This is a genomic window from Loktanella salsilacus, assembly GCF_900114485.1.
Taxonomy (GTDB): Bacteria; Pseudomonadota; Alphaproteobacteria; order Rhodobacterales; family Rhodobacteraceae; genus Loktanella; species Loktanella salsilacus.
On the sequence record NZ_FOTF01000010.1, the window covers coordinates 128527 to 144716 of the forward strand.

16 protein-coding genes and 1 tRNA gene are annotated in these 16190 nt (G+C 60.8%); 10 read left to right on the plus strand and 7 right to left on the minus strand.

All coding sequences use genetic code 11. The features are described from left to right. Positions 1 to 5: 5 nt before the first annotated feature. Positions 6 to 659, plus strand: a complete 654-nt coding sequence (locus BM131_RS10870; RefSeq protein WP_090189341.1) for a GntR family transcriptional regulator — start codon at positions 6 to 8, stop codon at positions 657 to 659. Here BM131_RS10870 and BM131_RS10875 read toward each other — a convergent pair. Together BM131_RS10875 and carA are read right to left on the minus strand one after the other, a co-directional pair. Continuing rightward, positions 613 to 2529 (minus strand): glycosyltransferase family 2 protein, encoded by a 1917-nt coding sequence (locus BM131_RS10875; RefSeq protein ID WP_090189343.1) that lies wholly within the window; start codon positions 2527 to 2529, stop codon positions 613 to 615. The two genes, BM131_RS10870 and BM131_RS10875, sit on opposite strands and share 47 nt — an antisense overlap. 89 nt (positions 2530 to 2618) lie before the next feature. Further along, entirely contained in the window at positions 2619 to 3782 is a 1164-nt protein-coding gene (carA, locus tag BM131_RS10880) for a glutamine-hydrolyzing carbamoyl-phosphate synthase small subunit (protein ID WP_090189345.1), read from the minus strand. A 158-nt stretch (positions 3783 to 3940) separates the two neighbouring features. On the opposite strand from carA, the gene BM131_RS10885 reads away from it, so the two are divergent. Beyond that, entirely contained in the window at positions 3941 to 4405 is a 465-nt protein-coding gene (locus tag BM131_RS10885) for a GatB/YqeY domain-containing protein (protein WP_090189346.1), read from the plus strand. A 130-nt stretch (positions 4406 to 4535) separates the two neighbouring features. On the opposite strand, the gene BM131_RS10890 is transcribed toward BM131_RS10885, so the two are convergent. Further along, positions 4536 to 5024 (minus strand): DUF2244 domain-containing protein, encoded by a 489-nt coding sequence (locus tag BM131_RS10890; RefSeq protein ID WP_090189348.1) that lies wholly within the window; start codon positions 5022 to 5024, stop codon positions 4536 to 4538. A gap of 129 nt (positions 5025 to 5153) precedes the next feature. On the opposite strand from BM131_RS10890, the gene BM131_RS10895 reads away from it, so the two are divergent. Beyond that, positions 5154 to 5606 (plus strand): GNAT family N-acetyltransferase, encoded by a 453-nt coding sequence (locus BM131_RS10895; protein ID WP_090189350.1) that lies wholly within the window; start codon positions 5154 to 5156, stop codon positions 5604 to 5606. Here the strand turns inward: BM131_RS10895 and BM131_RS10900 are convergent. Together BM131_RS10900 and ctaD are read right to left on the minus strand one after the other, a co-directional pair. Then, positions 5603 to 6019, minus strand: a complete 417-nt coding sequence (locus BM131_RS10900) for an ASCH domain-containing protein (protein ID WP_090189352.1) — start codon at positions 6017 to 6019, stop codon at positions 5603 to 5605. The two genes, BM131_RS10895 and BM131_RS10900, sit on opposite strands and share 4 nt — an antisense overlap. A 57-nt stretch (positions 6020 to 6076) precedes the next feature. Beyond that, positions 6077 to 7750: a cytochrome c oxidase subunit I gene (gene ctaD / locus BM131_RS10905; RefSeq protein WP_090189354.1), complete on the minus strand. Its 1674-nt coding sequence runs from the start codon at positions 7748 to 7750 to the stop codon at positions 6077 to 6079. A 271-nt stretch (positions 7751 to 8021) separates the two neighbouring features. Here ctaD and BM131_RS10910 point away from each other — a divergent pair, with 271 nt between their 5' ends. Next, a complete protein-coding gene (locus BM131_RS10910) occupies positions 8022 to 8411 on the plus strand; it encodes a hypothetical protein (protein WP_090189356.1) in 390 nt (129 codons plus the stop codon). Between the two features lie 11 nt (positions 8412 to 8422). Here BM131_RS10910 and lipB read toward each other — a convergent pair whose 3' ends face one another. Next, positions 8423 to 9085, minus strand: a complete 663-nt coding sequence (gene lipB, locus BM131_RS10915) for a lipoyl(octanoyl) transferase LipB (RefSeq protein WP_090189358.1) — start codon at positions 9083 to 9085, stop codon at positions 8423 to 8425. Between the two features lie 112 nt (positions 9086 to 9197). Here lipB and BM131_RS10920 point away from each other — a divergent pair. The 6 genes from BM131_RS10920 to BM131_RS10945 all read left to right on the plus strand — a co-directional run bounded on the left by BM131_RS10920 (position 9198) and on the right by BM131_RS10945 (position 15189). After that, positions 9198 to 9284 (plus strand) — tRNA-Leu (locus BM131_RS10920). A gap of 325 nt (positions 9285 to 9609) precedes the next feature. After that, entirely contained in the window at positions 9610 to 10704 is a 1095-nt protein-coding gene (locus tag BM131_RS10925) for an ABC transporter ATP-binding protein (protein WP_090189360.1), read from the plus strand. Positions 10705 to 10780: 76 nt separating this feature from the next. Continuing rightward, entirely contained in the window at positions 10781 to 11896 is a 1116-nt protein-coding gene (locus BM131_RS10930; protein ID WP_090189362.1) for an extracellular solute-binding protein, read from the plus strand. Positions 11897 to 11999: 103 nt separating this feature from the next. Then, on the plus strand, positions 12000 to 12287 hold the full coding sequence (locus tag BM131_RS10935) for a DUF1330 domain-containing protein (protein WP_090189364.1): 288 nt from the start codon (positions 12000 to 12002) through the stop codon (positions 12285 to 12287). A gap of 2 nt (positions 12288 to 12289) precedes the next feature. Then, positions 12290 to 13954: an ABC transporter permease gene (locus tag BM131_RS10940; RefSeq protein ID WP_090189367.1), complete on the plus strand. Its 1665-nt coding sequence runs from the start codon at positions 12290 to 12292 to the stop codon at positions 13952 to 13954. 5 nt (positions 13955 to 13959) lie between these two features. Next, positions 13960 to 15189, plus strand: a complete 1230-nt coding sequence (locus BM131_RS10945; RefSeq protein ID WP_090189369.1) for an ABC transporter permease — start codon at positions 13960 to 13962, stop codon at positions 15187 to 15189. Positions 15190 to 15214: 25 nt separating this feature from the next. Here the strand turns inward: BM131_RS10945 and BM131_RS10950 are convergent, their stop codons facing one another. After that, on the minus strand, positions 15215 to 16144 hold the full coding sequence (locus BM131_RS10950) for an AEC family transporter (protein ID WP_090189371.1): 930 nt from the start codon (positions 16142 to 16144) through the stop codon (positions 15215 to 15217). Between the last annotated feature and the right edge of the window lie 46 nt (positions 16145 to 16190).

Below are 16190 nucleotides of genomic sequence, written 5' to 3' on the forward strand. Positions count from 1 at the left end.
GCACGATGCAGGACCGCGCGACACCGCAAAAAGACGCCTATGCCCTGATATTGGAGGCGATCGACAGCCATTTTTACAAGCCGGGCGATCGGTTGGTGGAAAGCGAACTGGCCGACCGCCTTGGCGTCAGCCGCACCCCGGTGCGAGAGGCGTTGCAGCGGCTAGAGACGCAAAGCCTGCTGACCCGCGACGGGCGGTCGTTGATCGTGGCGTCCTTGGATCACACGCAAATGGCAGAGCTATATGTCGTGCGCGGCACCTTGGAAGGGCTCGCCGCGCGCCTTGCCGCCCGCCACGCCACGCCAGAAGAGGTCGCCGTGCTGCGCGATATGCTGCGGGCTGATCAGGCGCTGAAGAACGATCCAGACGCACTGGCCCGCGCCAATCGGCGGTTTCACAAGCAGATCCATTTGGCGTCGCATAACCGGTTTTTGGTGCAGCAGCTGGACCTTGTGCACCGATCCATGGCGCTGCTGGCGACGACATCCATCGCCGCCGAAGGGCGCGGCAGCGATACCTTGCAAGAACATGGCCGCATCGTCGAGGCGATTGCCGCTGGTGACGGCGAGGCGGCGGATGCGGCCCTGCGCGCCCACATCTCTGAGGCGTTTGTTACTCGGCTGCGGCTTGATGCGGCAAAGGTGGAGGCGGCTGACTAGGCTGCGGCCCATGCGCCGCCGCGGGTTTTGGCAGCAGGATGCCGTGGGCTGTTTTGTCCCAATAAAACGGCTTCCACGTCAGCTCTATCAGGCCCTTGTAGACGGCAATCGCCCCCAGCGGAAAATACAGCTGCAAGGTTAATGCCCATGGGGTCAGCCACGCCTTGCCTGCGCGGCGCAGGGCGAGGGCCGAGATGGCGAAATTCACCACTTCTGATGTGACAAAAAGGCCGACCATAGTCCAAAAAGCCCAAGGCGGCAGCAGGTTCACCGCCGGGTGGTGAAAGCCCAGCGGGATCAGCCAGAACGACCAGATCAGCGGCGCGAGCAGAAATTGCGAGAGCGTGCCCGCGAACAGGATCTGCACGCCCCAAAACCGCCGCGCCCCCAGATCACGCCAAAGCTGGGCGGGATTCCGCATATGGACGCAATAGGTGACCGCGTAGCCCTTGAGCCAGCGCGAGCGTTGCTTGACCCACGGCCAAAAGCGGCCATTCGCCTCTTCTTGGGTGACCGAGGGGATAAAGACAGTCTCGTACCCCGCGCGGGCTAGGCGCAGGCCCAGATCCGCGTCTTCGGTTACGTTGTGGGCGTCCCAGCCACCCAAGTTTTCCAGGATGTCGCGGCGAAAGAACAACGTCGTGCCGCCAAGGGGCACCACCAGCCCCATGCGCGCATAGCCGGGCAGCACGACGCGAAACCAGCTGGCGTATTCGATGGTAAAGCAACGGGTTAGCCAATTGGCGGCGCTGTTATAATAGTCCAGCACGCCTTGCAGGCAGGCAACTTTTGGCCCGGCATTTGCGAATGTTGCGGCGACGATATGCAATTGATCGGGGTCTGGCGCATCCTCTGCGTCATAAACGCCGATGATACTGCCGCGCGCAAAATCCAAGGCATAGTTCAGTGCGCGCGGCTTTGTGCGCAGGGTGCCTTCGGGCACGATGATGGGGCGCATCCATGTCAGCAGGTGGGTGCGGCCAAGGGCGCGGCGGGTCGTGTCGTCGTTGTCTTCGAGCACCAGACAGGCATCAAGCCGTTCGCGAGGGTAATTCAGCGCCTCTAGCCGGGTGAGCAAATGTTCCGCGATGGCGCGTTCGCGGTAAAGCGGGATCAGCAGGGTAATGACCGGTAGCGGCCCGCTGCCGCGGGGCGGAGGCTGCGGCGGACCCACACCGCAGAGCGCCGCTGCCGCCTTTACCGCACCCGAGAGCACCAGCAGGATCACCGCAAGCGCTGAAAGCGCGGTGATGACGGCGACCGGGGCGAGCAGCGTCAGGCCCCCCAGCAAAACCGCGCCAAGGCAAGTTGCTTGCATTGCCCGGCCCGACTGCCAGCTACGGCTGCTTTGCGCGTCTGGCAGGCGCGTTTCGGCGCGGTGGGTCAGATCAGCGGCAAAGCTGTGCACCAGCGCCGCGCTGATCTGATCACGGGTGCAAAGCGCCATGCGGACGGGGCCAAAGACGTCTTGCAGGCCTTGGCGGTGCTGCAGGAAAATGTCGTAGCAGGGCGCCAGTATCAGGGTGCAATTGCCAGTGGTTCGCCACGGCAGCACCATATGCGTCATCGCCCGCGCCGGACCGTAGCGGCGCACAAGCGCGGTATGGGGGGGCTGCAGCGCGGGGTCGATGACGCGGGTGCCAAGCAGTTCGCCTTCTGCCATCAGCATGACGCGGGGCGAAACGCTGAACCGCGTGCGCAGCACATCCAGTACAGGAAGCTGTTCGTGCAGCGCGATATCGCGGGCCTGCCGGGCGGTTTCGGCACAGATATGCTGCGTGCTAAGAAGATGCCCGACCACCAGATCGGGACCGACATCCAAGGGGGCATCATGGCCGTGGGTGGGTGTGATCGTGGCGGAAACGTTCATGGCCCTGCTTTCACTGCAGGGCCATTTGGCAGATTGATCGTTAATTTGGCGTTAAATTAGGGTTAAGATGGCCCTAATCCGCGTTAAGATCAGCCGGCTTTGCTGGCTGTCATCGCATCGGCAAAACGCTCGAACAGATAGTAGCTGTCTTGCGGGCCGGGGCTTGCCTCTGGGTGGTATTGCACGGAAAACACCGGGCGACCTGTCATGGCGATGCCGCAGTTGGACCCGTCAAACAGGCTGACGTGGGTTTCCTGCACACCTTCTGGCAGCGTTTGGCTGTCGACGGTAAAGCCATGGTTCATCGAGGTGATTTCCACTTTGCCGGTGGTCATATCCTTGACGGGATGGTTCGCACCGTGGTGGCCGTGGTTCATCTTGACCGTTTGTGCACCCAGCGCCAGCGCCAGCATCTGGTGGCCAAGGCAGATGCCAAAGACCGGCAGATCAGCCCGTTCCAACACACCCTTGATCATCGGCACGGCATAGGCACCCGTCGCGGCGGGATCGCCGGGGCCGTTGGACAGGAACACGCCGTCAGGGTTCAGGGCCAGCACGTCTTCGGCCGTGGCGGTGGCGGGCAGGACGGTGACATCGCAACCAGCAGAGGCCAGGCAGCGCAGGATGTTACGCTTTGCGCCATAGTCGATGGCGACGACCTTATGGCGGGGTGCGGTTTGGGTTTTGTAGCCATCAGGCCAAGCCCAAAGCATTTCATCCCAACGATAGCTTTGGGCGCAGGTGACGTCTTTGGCCAGATCGAGGCCAACCAGACCGGCAAAGCCGCGGGCGGCTGCAACCAGTGCTGCGATATCAAAGTTGCCGTCCGGATCATGGGCCAGTGCGACATGCGGCGCGCCTTGCTGGCGGATCGCGCGGGTCAGGCGGCGGGTATCAACGCCGCCCATGCCGATGCGGCCGCGGCGGGCAAGCCAAGTCGTCAGCTCTTCGGTAGAGCGCCAGTTCGACGCCTCCGTTGGGTCCCACTTGACGATCATGCCAGCGGCGACAGGATCGTTCGTCTCGTCATCCTCGGCGTTGACGCCGGTGTTGCCGATGTGGGGGAAGGTGAAGGTCACGACTTGTCCCGCGTAGGACGGGTCGGTCATGATTTCCTGATAGCCGGTCATGGCTGTGTTGAAACACAGCTCGGCGGTGGTTTGGCCGGTTGCGCCGAACCCTTTGCCGAAGAAGACGGTACCGTCGGCTAGGGCAAGGCAGGCAGTCGGTTTTGCGGTGTCGGTGGCGGTCATCCGGGGTCCCCTTTGGCAGTGCGGGCGCGCAAATTCGTGTCGTCTTACGGGGGCAGGCGGGCCGGGTCAAGGCGGTGTGGGTGACGCGGCGTTCGGGTGCTTGTCAGTGGGGTGCCGCGACCCTATGTTGCGCCGATCTAAGATATGGGACGACTGACATGGACGTGCGACAGCGACTTTCCGCAGCACTCAAGGATGCGATGAAGGCCAGAGAGGCAGACCGTCTGTCCACCTTGCGGCTGATCAATGCCGCAATCAAGGACCGGGACATCGCATTGCGCGGCACCGGGGCCGAAGAAGGGGCGACTGTGTCCGAAGGCGACGTGCTGGCGATTCTGGGCCGCATGGTCAAACAGCGCCAAGAAAGCGCACGCGCTTATGAGGAAGGTGGCCGCTTGGAACTGGCGGAAAAGGAGCTGTCCGAGATCAAGGTGATCGAGGAATTCCTGCCGCGTCAGCTGAGCGAAGATGAAGCCGCCGCCGCCGTTGAAGCCGCGATTGCAGAGACGGAAGCTGCAAGCCTGCGCGACATGGGCCGGGTGATGGCTGTCCTGAAGGACAAGTATACGGGCCAGATGGACTTTGGCCGCGTCGGGCCGATGGTAAAGAACAAACTGGGCTGATGGTCTGAGTTTCTGGGGTGTGCGGGCCCGCCCGCCCACCCCTTTTTTAGGCTTCGCCTGTGCCGGTGGTCACTGAACCAGTGGCGCACAGTCCGCGAGGCCCACGATATATGTGACCCGAAGAAGAACCTTAGACGCGCAGCGCGCGCTTGAGGTCATCGTAGAGGGCAAGGCGCTCTGCGGCGTCGAGGAAGGCGCCGATCTCGACCTCTCGATCACCGCCGCGTAGTGTGATGTAGTTTTCCACCGGCCCGCCCTTGGGGTGCAGGTGCACCGTCACCCAATACCGATTTGCCTGCCAATCTTGACGCGGTCCTTTGGGGTTGTGGCGGATAAGCTGTGCCACCTGCGCGGTGACGTGCAGCTCTTCTAGGACCTCGCCGCGTTTGTAGCTGAGGTTTAGGGCGTACCACAGACCTGTGAACATGATGGCAAAGAAGGGCAGCAGCGCCCAGAGCACCGCCGTGCCAAGCACGGTGAGCAGCGGCAGGGTGATGATCGTCGCCGTTGCCCCCATGAACAACACGAAATCTCGGCGCAGCAAGGATCGATAAGGCCAGAGCGACAGGCTCCAGTCTGGGGTCGTGTGCGGCGGTTTGGGCGTCCATTCGTAGGGCATAGCGTAGTTCTAGCAGGGGGCGATGCGCTGGCAACTGCGCCCGTTGGTCGCGCGGGTGCCTCCGGCGGGAGTTTTCTTTGCAAGGTGAATGGGGATCTGTGACAAGACGTGAGTTGATTGAGAAGGGTGATGGCTGTGACTGTGATGATACGGGCTGCTCAGCCTGCGGACCGGGCGGCGTGGGGCGCGCTTTATGCGGGGTATGCCGCGTTTTATCAGGTGCCGCAGACCGAGGCGATGCGTGATGCCGTCTGGGGCTGGTTGATGGATGCGGGGCATCAGACTGGCGGGCTGGTGGCCTGCGACGGGGACGGGGCGCTGATCGGGCTTGCGCATTATCGCGCCTTTGCCCGGCCGCTGTCCGCCAGCACGGGCGGGTTTCTGGATGATTTGTTTGTGGACCCGGGCGTTCGCGGCAGCGGGGCGGCGGATGCGCTGATCGCAGGCCTGCGCGATATAGGCGCGGCCCGGGGGTGGACGGTGATCCGCTGGATTACGGCAGAGGACAATTACCGCGCGCGCGGGGTTTATGACCGGGTCGCGCTGCGCACGCCTTGGGTGACCTACGACATCAAGATCTAGCAGGCCTCGATCAGTTTGAACCGTTCCCAGACCACCAGCATGTCCGGCGCGAAGCCGCCGGTGCGGGTGAAGTAGGCGATATGGTCGTTTTGCCAGCCGATCAGGTCGGGATTTTCGCCCTCTGCCAAGGCCATCTCTGCGGTGACCTGATTGAAGGGGCAGGTGATGACCTGCTGCGTTTCAATCACGCAGGCCGGGCGGCCGTCCCAATGCAGCGCGATGTCGCGGCGGCCGGGGACGGGCATGGGATCGCCGCTTTCAAAGTCGCGCAGGGCCCCGGTGCTTGCGGTTTTATGCCCGCTGCGCACAAGCGTCAGCAGGCGCGCGCATAGGTCTGGGCCATCGCCAAAGGTGAAGGTTTCAGCGCCGGGATAGCGGTTGCGCAGGGCGATCAGGGCGGCGGGGTCGGTCATGGCGTTACCTGAGATAGAAAAAAGGCCCCGGATCGCTCCGGGGCCTTTTGCGTTGGATTAGTGGGCGTGGACTTTGTCCCAATCGCTCTGCTTTGGCAGCTGCTCGAACGTGTGCTCGGGCGGCGGGCAGGGCAGGGTCCATTCCAGCGTGTCTGCGTATTCGTTCCACGGGTTGTTCTCGGTGACTTTTTTACCGCGGAACAGGGTGTAGAACAGCACGCCGATGAAGAACAGGAACGACGCGAAGGACAGGAACGCACCCCAGCTGGAGACGTAGTTCCAGGTGGCGAAGGCTTCTGGGTAGTCGATGTAACGACGTGGCATACCCTGACGGCCAAGGAAGTGCTGCGGGAAGAAGGTGATGTTCGCGCCGATGAACATCGCCCAGAAGTGCAGCTTACCAGCCCATTCGGGATACATGCGGCCCGACATCTTAGGCAGGTAGAAGTAGATACCCGCAAAGATGGCAAACACAGCACCCAGCGACATCACGTAGTGGAAGTGTGCCACAACGTAGTAGGTGTCGTGATAGACGCGGTCGATACCAGCCTGCGACAGCACGATACCGGTCACGCCGCCGACGGTGAACAGGAACAAGAAGCCCATTGCCCACAGCATCGGTGTCTTAAACTCGATCGAGCCGCCCCACATCGTTGCGATCCAAGAGAAGATCTTAACGCCGGTGGGCACCGCGATCACCATCGTGGCCATCATGAAGTAGGACTGCTGCGTCAGCGACAGACCAACGGTGTACATGTGGTGCGCCCAGACGACGAAGCCCAGAACACCAATCGCAACCATCGCGTAGACCATGGGCAGGTAGCCAAACACGGGCTTCTTAGAGAAGGTCGCGATGACGTGGCTGATGATACCAAAGCCGGGGATGATGATGATGTAGACTTCCGGGTGGCCAAAGAACCACAGGATGTGCTGGTACAGGATCGGGTCGCCGCCGCCTTCTGGTTGGAAGAAGGTGGTGCCGAAGTTACGGTCCATCAGCAGCATCGTGATCGCGCCAGCCAGAACGGGCAGCGCCAGCAGGATCAGCCATGCGGTGACAAAGATCGACCACGCAAACAGCGGTACCTTGTGCATGGTCATGCCAGGGGCACGCATGTTCAGGAAGGTGGTGATCATGTTGATCGCGCCCAAGATGGACGAGGCGCCCGACAGGTGAACCGCGAAGATCGCAAGGTCCATCGACATGCCGCCCTCTGACGTGGACAGGGGTGGATACATGACCCAACCCACACCAGAGCCAGCCTGACCGCCGCCGCCAGGGGCCAGCATGGACGCGACGCCCAGAGCCGTACCAGCAACATACATCCAGTAGGACAGGTTGTTCATACGCGGGAACGCCATGTCTGGCGCGCCGATCTGCAGCGGCATGAAGTAGTTGCCGAAGCCGCCGAACAGGGCCGGAATAACCACAAAGAACATCATCAAGATGCCGTGGTAGGTGATCAGAACGTTCCACAGGTGGCCGTTTGGCGTACAGGTGGACGCGGCATCTGTGAACAGGCGCGCGCCTTCCATGCACATGTGCTGGACGCCGGGCTCCATCAGCTCGATGCGCATGAAGACTGTGAATGCCACCGAGATAAAGCCGACAAGGCCCGAGGTGAACAGGTACAGAATCCCGATGTCTTTGTGGTTGGTGGACATGAACCAGCGGGTAAAGAAGCCCCGCTCGTCGTGATGGTCATGGCCGTGGATGGCGGCGTCTGCCATGTGGCTCTCCCTCAGAATTGGCTACGGATACAGGGGCGCGAGTCGTAGCCCCGCATCCTGAATATAGCTGGTTCTAGTGGACCGGCCTGCCTATCGCAACATTCAAAGCCGCGCAGAGCATGGGATATATTGGCGCAGGGCGCGCAAATTACGAGGGGCGGGGCGGCGGAAAATCGCAGGCCGCCGGTCGCAGGGCAGGGCGGCGGTCATAATCGTGCCGCAAAGGGCGGCTATTCGGTGTGAGCTTTCAAGTTCAAACAGGATATCTGCGATGATCCGCCACTCAAAAACGTTCTTTTATGCAGCGATTGCTGTCGCCAGCGCCTTGATGGCGCCTGCAACGGCCCAAACGCAAGGCGGTGCCGAGCCGCAGGGCGGGCAGGTGGCCTGCGCTGAATTTCTGGCAATGGAGGATGGCGAAAAGAACACAGTCGCGGCTGTGGTAGAGCAGGCATTGGATGCCGAAATTCCCCAGCCCACTGCTGAAGACCTTGCCGCGCTGGCCGCCGCGGGCATTGATCCTGCCGCCGCCGTCGCCGCTGCGCCGCCAGAGCCGGGCGAAACGATGCGCGTCATGCGCGAAGCCTGCGAGGCCAATGCTGGCGCGACCATCATGGATGCGCTGACAATGCCGCCAGAGGGGGCTGCCACCTCTAACTAAACCACCCCGGTTTACGCCGGGGGCGCCGCGCCAAAGATTGTATCAAAGCTTTGGCGTAGTGCGACATCTAGGTCTGCCATGGTGACCGGCAGACCCAGATCTACAAGGCTGGTCACCCCGTGATCGCTGATGCCGCAGGGCACGATGCCATCAAAATGGCTTAGATCCGGTTCGACGTTGATCGACAGCCCGTGGAACGACACCCATTTGCGCAGGCGAATGCCAAGGGCTGCGATCTTGTCCTCTTGCACCGCGCCCGTGGCGGTTAGCGGCTTATCAGGGCGCGTGACCCAGACGCCGACGCGGCCGGGGCGAATTTCGCCTTTGACGTTGAACTGGTCCAGTGTCGCAATGACCCATGCTTCTAGCTCTTGTACAAAACGGCGCACATCGCGGCCGCGTTTGCCGACGTCCAACATAATGTAAGCCACGCGCTGTCCGGGGCCGTGATAGGTATATTGTCCACCGCGCCGCGCCTCGAACACGGGAAAACGGTCTGGATCAACCAGATCGGCGATCTTGGCAGAGGTGCCAGCGGTATAAAGCGGCGGATGCTCCAGCAGCCAGATCGCCTCATCCGCGGTGCCGGCCGCAATCGCTTCGGCCCGCGCCTCCATAAAGGTCAGCGCATCGGCGTAGGGGACGGGCGTGTCAGAGGTAATCCATTCAACCATGAACGCTATATGACCCTGCGCGCGGGCATTGAAAAGAGCTTGGCAAAATCAGCTGCAATTCCCCCCTTGGCATGCCCGGTTTGCTGTTCTATACGCGCCGCAGCCCTGACTTGCGGTCGTGGCGGAATTGGTAGACGCGCAGCGTTGAGGTCGCTGTTCTTTAATCGGAGTGGGGGTTCGAGTCCCCCCGACCGCACCAGGGTAAACAAATCCCTAAATCGTTGAATGTCCCGTTGAGCGCGGCAGCTTTTGTGGCTGCGGCGCAAGTGCGTTTGCGCATGGCGCGCCTGTTGCGGGCGGCGTTAGGCTGCTATGCGCCGCAACCCCCGGTATACTGCGCGCCGCTTTCATCGGCAGTTCGCTAGCCATTTGTCCTGCATTTTAAGCAAGGCGCAGATCAATCCACTCCATTTAGGCCGATCTCGACGTTGACCGGGAAATCAGTTGCACTTTGCTTGGGCGGTTGCTTTATTTCAAAGCTGAAGAGTGCGGGATAACCCGCCGGAGACAACGGGGAGACTGGCGTGGCGCAAAGCGACGACGCTTTCGTGGAATTTGACCACGTTCAAAAGAGCTATGATGGTGAAAACCTCGTAGTTAAAGATCTGAACCTGTCGATGCCAAAGGGCGAGTTTCTGACGATGCTCGGGCCATCGGGGTCCGGCAAGACGACTTGCCTGATGATGCTGGCCGGGTTCGAGACAGCAACTTATGGCGATATTCGTCTGGACGGCAAACCGATCAATGACATCCCGCCGCACAAGCGCGGCATTGGTATGGTGTTCCAGAACTACGCCTTGTTCCCGCATATGACAGTGGCGGAAAACCTCGCGTTTCCGCTGCAAGTCCGCAAGATGAGCAAGGACGTGCAAAAGCAAAAGGTGATGCGCGCACTGGATATGGTCCAGATGGGCAGCTTTGCCGGACGCCGTCCGACTCAGCTCTCTGGTGGTCAGCAGCAGCGGATCGCCTTGGCGCGTGCGCTGGTGTTTGAACCTGAACTGGTACTGATGGACGAACCGCTTGGCGCGCTGGATAAACAGCTGCGCGAAACGTTGCAGTTTGAAATCACCAATCTGGCGCACCAGCTTGGCATCACCGTGGTCTATGTGACCCACGACCAGACTGAAGCGCTGACTATGTCCGACCGCGTCGCCGTGTTTGAAAATGGCCGCATTCAACAGTTGGCCGCGCCTGCCACCTTGTATGAAGAGCCGCAGAACAGCTTCGTTGCGCAATTCATCGGTGAAAACAACACGCTGGAAGGCGTTGTTGCGGAAATCAAAGGTGACACCTGCGTTGTGAAACTGGACAGCGGCGAAGTGATCGACGCCGTCCCCGTGAACGTCAGCAAAGTTGGCGAACGCACCAAGGTCAGCATCCGCCCAGAGCGGGTCGAGGTTGATACAGCCAAGCTGGGCCCCAACGCCCACACGCTGAAGGCCGAAGTGCTAGAGTTCATCTATATGGGTGACATCTTCCGCACGCGGCTCAAGGTTGCTGGCATCGATAACTTTGTCATCAAGACACGCAATTCGCCCGATCAGACCAAACTGACACCGGGCACTACAATCGACATCGGCTGGCTGCCGCGGGATTGCCGCGCGCTGGACGCCTGATGTGGAACAGGGCTTTGCCGCGCCCGGCGGCATCGCCCGACAATATAAGACCGGGTAACCTAACGGGAGTTTACGAATGACTTTGAAGACAACACTTGCCGCGACAACTGCACTGACACTGGCTGCCACCGGCGTTTTTGCTGAATCGCACGCTGCAATGTCCAACGACATGACCATCGTGTCTTGGGGCGGCGCATATCAGAACAGCCAGCTGAAGGCCTATGTAGAGCCCTACGTCGCCCTGCACCCTGAAGTGAACGTCGTCTGGGACGAATCCTCGGCCGAGGCTGTCGCAAAACTGCGCGCCATGAACGAAGCCAACAACATCACTTGGGATCTGGTTGACGTCGAAGCCGCTGACGGCATTCGTCTGTGCGACGAAGGTCTGGCAATGGAAATCGACGTTGATGAGGCGCTGGCCGCTGGCGACGACGGCTCCACCGCAACGGATGACTTTGGCGATAGCCTCGTGTCCGACTGCTTTATCCCGCAGATCGTGTTCTCGACCACTGTTGGCTACCGCACAGACATGGTTGGCGACACGCCTCCGACAGACATCTGCGCTGTGTTCGACACCGAAACCTATCCAGGCAAGCGCGCGCTGAACAAGCGTCCGCTGGCGAACATGGAATGGGCTTTGCTGTGTGACGGCGTGGCCAAGGACGACATCTATGACGTGCTGGCCACCGACGAAGGTCAGACTCAGGCGTTCGCCAAGCTGGACAGCATCAAGGCAGACACCGTTTGGTGGACCGCTGGCGCAGAAACCCCGCAGTTGCTGGCTGACGGCGAAGTCGTGATGGGCTCGACCTACAACGGCCGCTTGTTCTCTGCGATTGCAGAGCAGGACCAGCCCATCGGCATGCTTTGGGATGCAGAGATGCTGGACTTTGACGGTTGGGTTGTTCCCGATGGTCTGTCCGAAGAGCGTCTGGCCCGCGTCATGGACTTCTTGAAGTTCGCGACCGACACCCAGCGTCTGGCCGATCAGGCGAAATACATCGCTTACGGTCCGGCCCGTGCGTCGTCCGCACCGCTGGTCAGCACCCACGCTGAACTGGGCATCGAGATGGCAGAGCACATGCCAACCGATCCGGCCAACGCCACCAACGTCTTTGTGACGAACTACGGCTTCTGGTCCGACTACCGCGATGACCTGGACTCCAAGTTCCAGGCATGGCTGGCCCAATAAGTCAGGCTTAGCCTGATTTAGCGAATAGGGGCGGGCCTTTGCGGGCCTGCCCCACCCCCCCCAAGACCAAGATGCCCAAGATTAAGATGCAAGGATGCACGCAATGCCAAAAGGCTACATCATCGGCCACGTCAAAGTGACGGACCCCGAAGGCTACCCAGAATATGTGGCGCGTGACACGCCGATCCTGCAATCGCACGGCGCACGTTTCATCGTGCGCGGTGGCCAGTCCGAAACGCCAGAAGGCGAAGACATGGGCCGCCACGTCGTCATCGAATTTGATACCTACGAGGCTGCAAAAGCCGCCTACAACGATCCCGACTATCAAGAAGTCGCCGAGATCCGCCGCCGCTGTGCGACCAGCACCATGATCCTTGTCGAAGGGGTCTGAGCATGACCGACGCAACGCATGGTTCTGCCGCTGATAAAAGCGTGACAACCGATCCCAGTGGCCCGATGCTGGCTGCTGACGGCACGCCGCTTAAAACATCGCTGAACCGCGCGCTGCGCAAACAAAAGCGGCGCGCGCTGTTTCTGATCGCGCCGCTGCTGGTCTTTATCCTTGTCACATTCATCTATCCCATCGGCGAAATGCTGTTCCGCTCTGTCGAGAACCAGATCGTCGGTGACACCCTGCCGCGCACTGTGCGTGTGCTGGCGGATTGGGACACAGAGGCATCCGACATTCCTGGCCCGGCCGTATTTTCGGCGCTGGCCAAAGACATGATGGTCGCCACCGAGGAAAAGAACCACACGCGCCTTGGCTCGCGCCTGAACTACGAAGCCTCTGGCCTGTCGTCCCTGTTCCGTAAAACTGGACGTGGCGTCGATGACGTCGGTGAAGGGTATACCGAACAGTTCGTAGCGCTTGATCCCGCATGGGAAGATCCGCAAACCTTTATCGACATTTTCGCCGGTCCGCGCTGGCTGGATGCCAACGCTGAATATGACGGCGAGGGGCCGCGCCCGACCTTCCGGCTAGCCGCCGGTATTGGGGAGGTGCTGCCGCAAACTGCCAGCATTTACCGTGACTTCGCCCGCGTTGTTCAGACCGAAGATGATGACAATCCGGCAGAAGAAGAGCCATGGAACACGGTCTATCTTGCGCTGTACGAAGACCTGCAAGCGGGTGCCGTTATCCCCGCCGATATGGCGCATGCCGACATGTTGAACGCAGCGCAGGTCGCCGCCGCAAGCTTTACGACCACCGACGTGCTGGCCGACTTCGTCTCTTTCGACAAAGACTGGGCCGACCGCGATGTCTGGCGCATCATTCAAACCTATTCCGCGCCCTACACGACCGGTTACTTCCTGAATTCCGCCGACCTGCAGCTGACACCCGACGGTGTCGCGTGGCGGCCAGAGAACGAGCGCGTCTATGTCACGCTGTTTATCCGCACACTGATCATGTCCACTGCGATCACCGTGTCCTGCATCCTGCTGGGCTATCCCATCGGATGGCTGCTGGCGAACTTGCCCAGCCGCCAAGCGAACCTGCTGATGATCCTTGTGCTGCTGCCGTTCTGGACCTCTTTGCTGGTGCGCACCTCGGCTTGGAAGGTGCTGCTGCAGGATCAGGGGGTAATTAACGATCTGCTTGTCTGGATCGGGGTCGTCGCGGACGACAACAGGCTCGCGCTGATCAACAACGCGACGGGCACGATCATTTCGATGACGCATATCCTGCTGCCGTTCATGATCTTGCCGCTGTATTCCGTGATGAAAACGATCCCGCCGTCCTATCTGCGCGCTGCCAAATCACTTGGCGCGACGAACTGGACCGCCTTCTGGCGCGTCTACTTCCCGCAATCGGTGCCGGGTATCGGCGCAGGCTCGATCCTCGTGTTCATCTTGGCCATCGGTTACTACATCACGCCGGAAATCGTGGGCGGCACTAAGGGTGTCTTCATCTCGAACCGGATCGCCTACCACATCTCGACCTCGCTCAACTGGGGTTTGGCTGCGGCTTTGGGTGCCATTTTGCTGGTGATCGTGCTGGGCTTCTACTGGGCCTACGACCGGATCGTCGGTATCGATAACGTCAAGCTAGGAGGCTGAAGCATATGTCTTCTGTTGCATTCAACCCCGAGCAGGGCCGCCCCCTGCACCCCTTTGCCACCTTTACCTTGCCGCTGGTCGCTGTCTTTGGCGGGTTGCTGGGGTTCATTGGCGGGCAAGCCGCTGGCCTTGGCCCGCTAGAAGGGTTCATCTTTGGCGCGGTCATCGCGGCTGCGCTGGCCTTTGGCCTAACGCGCTTTGTGGCGCCCCGGCCGGGCCGCTGGCTGGCCACCGCAATCTGCGCTGCACTTGGTTTCAGTGCTGGCGGGTTTCCGGGCGCATTGGGCGGTATTATCCTTGGCGCACTGCTGGGCTGGGCGATTTATTGGCTGCACCGGGGCGATTACCGCCGGGGCGTGCCGGTCTATGCGACCTCTGGCCAAGTGCTGTGGCACAACAGCTTTAAGTTCATCTGCGGCGCGATCTTCTTCTTTTTGATCGCCCCGATCATCACGATCATCCCGCTGTCGTTCAACGCGCAAAACTTCTTTACCTTCACGCCGGAAATGCTGGCGCTGGACCCGGCGGGCTATAGCCTGAAGCATTATGCTGACTTCTTTAGCAATGATGCTTGGCTGCAGCCGCTGAAAAACTCTTTGATCATCGCGCCCTTTGCGACGGTCATCTCTGTCACGCTGGGCACCTTGGCCGCCATCGGCCTGTCGCAATCCCACGTCCCGGGCCGCCGCGCGATTATGGCCATTCTGATTTCGCCGATGATTGTGCCGCTGATCATTTCCGCGACGGGTATGTTCTTTTTCTACAGCCAGATGGGCCTGTTCATGGAGAATTACCTTGGCATGTCCAAGACCCTGACCGGCTACATTAAGGTCATTCTAGCCCATGCCGCTTTGGGTGTGCCTTTCGTCATCATCACAGTGACCGCGACGCTGGTCAGCTTTGACCAGTCGCTGACCCGCGCTGCGGCGAACATGGGGGCGAACCCGGTTACGACGTTCTTTAAAATCCAGATGCCGCTAATCTTGCCCGGTGTGATTTCTGGCGGCCTGTTCGCCTTTATCACGTCGTTTGACGAGGTTGTCGTGGTGCTGTTCGTTGGCGCTGCTGCGCAAAAGACGCTGCCTTGGCAGATGTTCACTGGCCTGCGCGAGCAGATCAGCCCGACCATTCTGGCTGTGGCGACGATCCTTGTGATCGTGTCAATCACGCTGCTGACTGTCGTGGAAATGCTGCGCCGCCGCTCGGAACGCCTGCGGGGCATGTCGCCGGGCTGATCGAGGGAAAGACTTTTCCGCTTCCCTACGGCAAGATCGCCAGCCAGCCCCAGACGGTCAGGATCGATACGCCCGTCGCTATCAGCACCGCGCTGGCAGCGACGCGGCGGGCCCGGCCGTACATATTTGCAAAGACATAGGCATTTACCCCCGGCGCCATCGCCGAGGTCAGAATGGCCGAGCGCAGTTCAGGCACGCTAAGGTGTGCGACGCCGGACAAGCCCCAGACGATAGCCGGGTGGATGACCAAGCTAATGGCCACCACGAACAAAATCGCGCGCATGTCGCCCTCTGGCCGGTAGCGATAAAGAACGCCTCCAAGGCCAAACAGTGCGGCTGGCAGGGCAGAGCGGGCGACCAGATCGACCGCATCCGTAAATACACCGGGTAGGGGCAGGCCCGTCAGGTTCACGATCAGGCCGAGCGTGATGCCAATGATCAGCCCGTTATGAAACATCGCTTTGATGACTTTGAGGGGCAGGGCGCGGGCGGATTGGCCGGTGTTGCGCACGATTTCCATCGCGGTGATGCCCAGCAGGTAGCCAAAGGGCGAATGGATCGAGATGATCGCGTAGTTATAGCGCAACGCATCGGTGCCATAGGCGCGTTCGGTGATCGGCAGACCCAGCAGCAGCGTGTTGGAAAACAAACAGCAAAACCCGATCGCCACACAGTCTTCCCAGTCGCGCTTGAACAGATAGCGCGCGCCAAGGATGCCGCCGATAAAGCAGACCGTCGCCCCGGTGTAGAAGGTCGCGAGGAGCGCGACGTCGAAGTTCTGCGCCAGATCGAGCTGGCTGATCGCGCGGAACAGCAGGAAGGGGATCGCAAAGGTCTGGGTGAAGCGCATCAGGCCATCGACGCCCTCGTGGCTGAAAAGCCCCTTCCAGACGGCCACATAACCAAAGCCCATAACGATAAAGACAGGCAGGATGACGACGAGCAGATCGCTCATGGTGGCGCTTTCCGAAAGGCCGGATGCCTCCGGCGGGAGTATTTAT

Bases quoted from the DNA above. Each gene is read 5' to 3' on its own strand.
- BM131_RS10870 (WP_090189341.1), top strand. From the start codon at position 6: ATGCAGGACCGCGCGACACCGCAAAAAGACGCCTATGCCCTGATATTG.
- BM131_RS10875 (WP_090189343.1), bottom strand. From the start codon at position 2,529: ATGAACGTTTCCGCCACGATCACACCCACCCACGGCCATGATGCCCCC.
- carA (WP_090189345.1), bottom strand. From the start codon at position 3,782: ATGACCGCCACCGACACCGCAAAACCGACTGCCTGCCTTGCCCTAGCC.
- BM131_RS10885 (WP_090189346.1), top strand. From the start codon at position 3,941: ATGGACGTGCGACAGCGACTTTCCGCAGCACTCAAGGATGCGATGAAG.
- BM131_RS10890 (WP_090189348.1), bottom strand. From the start codon at position 5,024: ATGCCCTACGAATGGACGCCCAAACCGCCGCACACGACCCCAGACTGG.
- BM131_RS10895 (WP_090189350.1), top strand. From the start codon at position 5,154: ATGGCTGTGACTGTGATGATACGGGCTGCTCAGCCTGCGGACCGGGCG.
- BM131_RS10900 (WP_090189352.1), bottom strand. From the start codon at position 6,019: ATGACCGACCCCGCCGCCCTGATCGCCCTGCGCAACCGCTATCCCGGC.
- ctaD (WP_090189354.1), bottom strand. From the start codon at position 7,750: ATGGCAGACGCCGCCATCCACGGCCATGACCATCACGACGAGCGGGGC.
- BM131_RS10910 (WP_090189356.1), top strand. From the start codon at position 8,022: ATGATCCGCCACTCAAAAACGTTCTTTTATGCAGCGATTGCTGTCGCC.
- lipB (WP_090189358.1), bottom strand. From the start codon at position 9,085: ATGGTTGAATGGATTACCTCTGACACGCCCGTCCCCTACGCCGATGCG.
- BM131_RS10930 (WP_090189362.1), top strand. From the start codon at position 10,781: ATGACTTTGAAGACAACACTTGCCGCGACAACTGCACTGACACTGGCT.
- BM131_RS10935 (WP_090189364.1), top strand. From the start codon at position 12,000: ATGCCAAAAGGCTACATCATCGGCCACGTCAAAGTGACGGACCCCGAA.
- BM131_RS10940 (WP_090189367.1), top strand. From the start codon at position 12,290: ATGACCGACGCAACGCATGGTTCTGCCGCTGATAAAAGCGTGACAACC.
- BM131_RS10945 (WP_090189369.1), top strand. From the start codon at position 13,960: ATGTCTTCTGTTGCATTCAACCCCGAGCAGGGCCGCCCCCTGCACCCC.
- BM131_RS10950 (WP_090189371.1), bottom strand. From the start codon at position 16,144: ATGAGCGATCTGCTCGTCGTCATCCTGCCTGTCTTTATCGTTATGGGC.